Origin of the sequence: Streptomyces niveiscabiei, assembly GCF_001419795.1 — a bacterium.
GTDB classification, from domain to species: Bacteria; Actinomycetota; Actinomycetes; order Streptomycetales; family Streptomycetaceae; genus Streptomyces; species Streptomyces niveiscabiei.
The window spans coordinates 1-5069 of sequence record NZ_LIRL01000319.1 but is presented as its reverse complement, the minus strand read 5'-3'; the positions used below and the strand labels follow the sequence as shown (position 1 = coordinate 5069).

The following is a 5069-nucleotide window of genomic DNA, read 5'->3' as shown; positions in this document are numbered from 1 at the left end:
ACCCTCACCACCACCCCGGTCTCCTCCCACACCTCCCGCACAGCGGCGTCCTCCTCCGACTCCCCGGCTTCAACCTCCCCCGCCGGAAACTGCCAGGACAACTCCCCTTCCCGCACCCGCCGCCGGACGAGCAACACGCACCCCTCCCGCACAACAACCGCAGCCGCGATCGCCGGCCGGTCGTCGTCACTCGGCGTCTCCGTGGTCATATCGCTCCTTCAGGGCCGCCAGGACGGGAGGGAAGATGGCACTCACGGGGATGAAGCGCTCGATCAGGTCGTCCGCCACCCACATGACATCGACATTCTCGACGATGTCCCTGTTGGCGGCCTCTCCGGCGAGGAACTCGCAGAGAAAGTACTCACATTGCACAGACGTGACGGGGTGAAGCCTGGTGCCGAGTAATCGGGTGACCGTACAGCGCACGCTCGTCTCACCCAGAGTCTCCCGAACCGCCGCGCTGGCCGGGTCGCCGCCCGGTTTGATCACTCCGGCGGGAAACTGCCAGCCGACGCCGGTGGCTCCGTCGTCACGGCGGCACACCAGGAGAACCTCTCGCGCACGTACGACGACCGCGATGGCGACCCTCAACGGCTGAACCGTGGGATCACCGCTTCCCGGCGTGGATCGCCGCTCCGACGTCAGCATCAGCACGAACCGCTTCCTCACAGTCGGCGGTACCGATTCGTACACTCCGTCGAGCAACTGCTGTGTCTCACCCCGGAGTACGGCATCAGGGTTGGCGCGCCAGCCCGCCACGGTACGCGGAGCGATGCCGAGGCGCTCGGCGAACCCTTCGTTCGTCATCCTCAGAGCCGCTTGCAGGACACACGCGTAGTGGCCGTTCCAGACTTCCACCACATCCATCCCGGCCTCCCCACGCACCACGATCGATGGAAAAGACGCTGCACGCTGATTGCACTCTTACTGCATCATCCGTGCCTGGTGAGCTTAGGTCGAGAACGATTCACTCGTCACAGAGTCGAATCAGATCGTCTCATGAAGCCTTCCAGGAGCGCCGATGTTCCCGGCTCAACTCCCCCTCCGGTTCGCATGGCTTGAGATCACAGGTCTCTGTAATCTCAACTGCCGACACTGCTACGCAGAATCCTCGCCACAAGGGGATCACGGCGACATGACCGAAACCGACTGGATACGCGTGATCGACCAGCTCGACGAAATGGGCGTGCGTGACATTCAGTTCATCGGTGGTGAGCCGACGCTGCACCCGGGACTCTCCCGCTTCATTCGCCACGCCGGGAAGTACGGCATGCGTATCGAGGTGTTCAGCAACATGACCCACATCAAGCCCGAGGTGTGGGATGCGCTGCAACTCCCCGGCGTACGGTTGGCGTTCAGCTACTACAGCGACGAGGCGTCGGGGCACGAGGCCGTGACCGGCACGCGCGGATCACACGTCGGCACCCGAACCAACGTCCAGCGTGCGCGTGAACTCGGAATCGAGATGCGCGGCAACATCATCGACGTACGGGAAGGGCAGCGAGGACAACAGGCGGAAAAAGAGTTACTGCGACTCGGAATCAGGGATGTCCGTACGGACCGTATCCGGCCGTTCGGCCGAGGCGCCGACGGGAAACCGCCTCGCTTTGAGGAGCTGTGCGGAATGTGCGGACGCGCCAAGTTCGCCGTTCTTCCCGATGGACGGGTGACACCCTGTGTGTTCTCGCGGTGGATGGAAATCGGGAACGTCCACCGGCAGACGCTCGCCGAAATCTACAGCAGCGAGGCGATGAACGCCGCCCGCTCCGATCTGGAAAGGGAATTCCCGCACACCGCACCGCACATGGCGCCGACATGCCTTCCGGAGTGCAATCCCAGCTTCGACAGCTGTTCGCCGCAGACCGTATGCGCACCTGACGCCGCCTGCGGCCCCACGGGGAGCGGGGACGACGACGGCGGAAGCGGATCGCTGCCCCGCACCGACTGCTGAACGAGCCGTACCGCACACGGGGGAATCCTTCCTGCCCGCCACCGATCAGCGCCGTCGGCGGGTAGCGTGTCGCCCCCGAGTCCGCTTGCGGCACTGGAGCAGCGATGGCCGAAACCCCCCTCTACCTTGCCCGCCTGGACATGTACGCCCGGTTCCTCTCCGCCGTCGATGCCGAGTCGCATGTCGTGTGGCATCGGCAGGACGGCCGGTACGCGAACGAACGCGAGGCGATCGACGCCGTGGACCGCGCGTATGCGGCGACCCGGGCCGCCTTCAACCCCATCGACCTCGAAGGTGTCGGCCCGCACAAGGAAGCCCGGCTGCTGCTCGATCGGCTCGCGGCCATGCACAAGGAGGGCGGCACGAATCCCGACTGGAAGGACTTCAAGGCGGCGAGGGAAGCGTTCGCGGCGACGGCCGGCGCGTACCTGAGGAGCCTGCGCGGCGACGAGTGACCAGTCGGCCGGGGTACGTCACCCGCCGACGTACTCCAGAAACGGCACCGACTCCGCGACCGCCAGCCGTCGCCATCTCCGGTACGGCTCCGGGTCGCCCTCGTACAGCTCGCGGCCGGTCTGCGTGCCGTCGGGGCGGTAGTTCATGAGGACGACCTTGGACTCGTCGAACATCCAGAAGTCCTGGTCCGGGAGGCCGGGGTTCGGGCGGTCGGTGAGGTCGAGGATGCGGATGTCCTCGCCGGCGGTCACGTGGTGGCGGTAGTAGTACTCGAACTCGAAGCGGAGGTAGTCGGAGAGGGGGCGGGTGAGGACGTGGACCCGGCCGACGTACTTGCCCTCCCCGGTCCACGCCCGGACCTCGTCCATCCACGCGGACGCGTAGTCGTCCGGCGACTTCTCCCCCGCGAGGAACCTCGCCAGCTTCTCCGCCTCCTGCGGCACCGTGTAGACCGGCAGCGTCTCCAGCCGCCACGCCTCACTGCGCATCGAGTCGAAGCAGTCGTTCCACGCGTCACCATCCAAGAGCACGAAATGCCTCCCTCAACACCGACTCCGGGATCTCGACGAGCCCTTCCCCGGCAGATCGACCCCGTCGCCGTGCGGTACACGTCTCGACGACGGTAGACAGAGCGGGGGGTGACGTCCATGTCTGGGCACCGCTATGCGCGTTCTCGCATAAACAGGGCGTACCACCGGGCGCCGGAGGAGCCCTGGGACCCGGTATGTATGAAGCCCCTTCCTTCGAGGAGCAGCCCATGGGCATCACCCGCGAGCACATCCGCGAGACCCTCGCCGCGTACGTCGATGCCCGGCCCGGGGAGAAGGGGTTCCTCGCGTCGGTCGTGGAACTCCTTGACACCGACGCCGAGTTGGCCAGCCGCAAGGAGTTCCGGGGGCACGCCACCGCCGGGGCCGTACTCGTCGACGACGACGCGCGAGTCCTGCTCGTCCACCACAACGCGCTCGGCATCTGGCTCACGCCGGGCGGTCATCTGGAGCCCGAGGACAGCACCCTCCTGGACGCCGCCCTGCGCGAACTCGGCGAGGAGACGGGCATCTCCGCCGACGTCGCCCCGCTCCTGCCCCTGCCGGTCCACATCGACGTGCACCCCATCCCGGCGAACCCCGCGAAGAACGAACCCGCGCACCAGCACGTCGACTTCAGGTACCTGTTCCAGCTGACCGGAAAGGGCGACATCACCTTGCAGACGGAGGAAGTGAGCGGCTCCGCCTGGCGCCCCCTGGACGGCATCACCGACCCCGCTCTCCGACAGCACGTCCACACGGCCCTGCGCTGAGACGGCCGCCGAACCGGGGGCTGTGGAGCATCCATGGGGCTCAGCGGGGCCCTCGGCAGACGAGGACGCCTCCCCGGCAGGTGATGCGGAACGAGCCCTCCGCCTCGATGACCTCGTCGACCCGCTCTCGCGCGCGCTCGATCGTCTCCCGGAAGGGAACACCCGCCTTGTCCGCCCAGGCTTCGTAGGAGGCCAAGTGCGCGACGACCGGTTCGGCCTCGGTCACCTCGATCACCCCGGGGAGAGGGATCGTACGAAGGTCGCCGAAGACCTGGCCGAGGATCGCCGGGGCGTCTTCCAGGGTGAAGCGGGCGGAGAGCTGTACTCGGGCCGGGCCCTTCTCGATGCCGAGCACATCGCCTGCGGCCCGGCGCCAGAGCTGCTCCAGTTCCCGCTTGTCGGTACGGCTGTTGGTGGAGACGATCGCGATCCCGCCGGGCGCGAGTACCCGGCCCAACTCCCGTACCGCCAGCGCCTGGTCCCTCACGTGGTACAGCATGTGCAGCGCCAGCACCGCGCCGAGGACTCCATCGGCGACGGGAAGCTGCTGGACATCCGCGACGACCGCCCCGGGGACCGCGTCGAGGATTCCGGGGGAGACGTCCATCGGGAGCACGCACAGGTCGGGACGCTCCTCCCGCACCCGGGTGACGAACTTTCCGTTGCCGCAGCCGACGTCCGCCACCACACCGCGTACATCGGCCAGTTCGTTCACGACGATGCCCGGGAGGTCGTGGCGCGGGGTCTGCCACCGGTACAGGGACTGACGGGCGGCAAGGTGCTCAGCCGTGCCGTACGCCTTGGTGGAGAGAAGGCCGCGGTCGGTGACGGAAGGGTCATGTGTGGGCTGAGCAGTCATCGAGGCTCCCTGGGGTTGTCGGCGAGCAGGGCGGCGCCGCTGACGTACTCCAGGAACGGCACCGACTCCGCGTACGCCGGCCGCCGCCTCCTCCAGCACGGAATCTCCGCCCCCACCGGAAAGCTACTATGCGTGCCTTCACATAAACAGAGCGTATTACCGGACTTCGCCTGGAGGACCCCGCGTTCGAAGGACTCCCCGAGTGGATGGTGCCGCCCAGGGCGGGGGGGTTCGAGGTTGCGGGGGACTCGACCTCGCGGGTCTCTCGCCCTGACGGGTGTCAGAGGAGGGGGGCCGTCCACTGTTCCAGAACCGCTTCGCGGTCGCGGGAGTGGAGGGTTTCTGTGGGGTGGGTGGTGGTCCACCAGTCGGTGAGGGTTGCCGGGGAGGCTGTGCCGCGGACGAAGTGGGAGAGGAGGGCGAGGGAGAGGTCGACCTCGCGTTGGGTGTAGGCGGTGGCCGCGGCGGAGGGGGCGGTGGTTTCGATGGTGTGGTCGGGGGTG

General features: G+C 67.4%; 7 protein-coding genes and 1 pseudogene. 3 read left to right on the top strand and 5 right to left on the bottom strand.

Annotated features, from left to right (window positions below; translation table 11 throughout):
• Together AOK24_RS16455 and AOK24_RS16450 are read right to left on the bottom strand one after the other, a co-directional pair.
• Window positions 1-209: NUDIX domain-containing protein (locus tag AOK24_RS16455; protein ID WP_159051889.1), on the bottom strand; the 209-nt coding region annotated here is incomplete at its 3' end.
• Window positions 187-867 carry an NUDIX domain-containing protein gene (locus AOK24_RS16450; protein ID WP_055720825.1) on the bottom strand — a complete coding sequence of 227 codons (681 nt, stop codon included), beginning with the start codon at window positions 865-867 and terminating at the stop codon, window positions 187-189. The genes AOK24_RS16450 and AOK24_RS16455, both read right to left, overlap by 23 nt.
• A 154-nt stretch (window positions 868-1021) precedes the next feature.
• Here AOK24_RS16450 and AOK24_RS16445 point away from each other — a divergent pair, with 154 nt between their 5' ends.
• Together AOK24_RS16445 and AOK24_RS16440 are read left to right on the top strand one after the other, a co-directional pair.
• Window positions 1022-1951 (top strand): radical SAM/SPASM domain-containing protein, encoded by a 930-nt coding sequence (locus AOK24_RS16445; RefSeq protein ID WP_055720824.1) that lies wholly within the window; start codon window positions 1022-1024, stop codon window positions 1949-1951.
• Between the two features lie 104 nt (window positions 1952-2055).
• Window positions 2056-2406, top strand: a complete 351-nt coding sequence (locus tag AOK24_RS16440) for a hypothetical protein (RefSeq protein ID WP_055720823.1) — start codon at window positions 2056-2058, stop codon at window positions 2404-2406.
• A gap of 18 nt (window positions 2407-2424) precedes the next feature.
• Here the strand turns inward: AOK24_RS16440 and AOK24_RS16435 are convergent, their stop codons facing one another.
• Complete coding sequence (locus AOK24_RS16435) at window positions 2425-2937, bottom strand: DUF6879 family protein (RefSeq protein ID WP_055720822.1); 513 nt, start codon at window positions 2935-2937, stop codon at window positions 2425-2427.
• A gap of 227 nt (window positions 2938-3164) precedes the next feature.
• Between AOK24_RS16435 and AOK24_RS16430 the strand changes: the two genes are divergently transcribed.
• Window positions 3165-3707, top strand: coding sequence for an NUDIX hydrolase (locus AOK24_RS16430; protein ID WP_055720821.1), 543 nt, complete (start codon window positions 3165-3167; stop codon window positions 3705-3707).
• Between the two features lie 40 nt (window positions 3708-3747).
• Here the strand turns inward: AOK24_RS16430 and AOK24_RS16425 are convergent, their stop codons facing one another.
• Window positions 3748-4566: a class I SAM-dependent methyltransferase gene (locus AOK24_RS16425; RefSeq protein ID WP_055720820.1), complete on the bottom strand. Its 819-nt coding sequence runs from the start codon at window positions 4564-4566 to the stop codon at window positions 3748-3750.
• A 280-nt stretch (window positions 4567-4846) separates the two neighbouring features.
• Window positions 4847-5069, bottom strand: a pseudogene (locus tag AOK24_RS16420) (hypothetical protein); the annotation flags it as partial.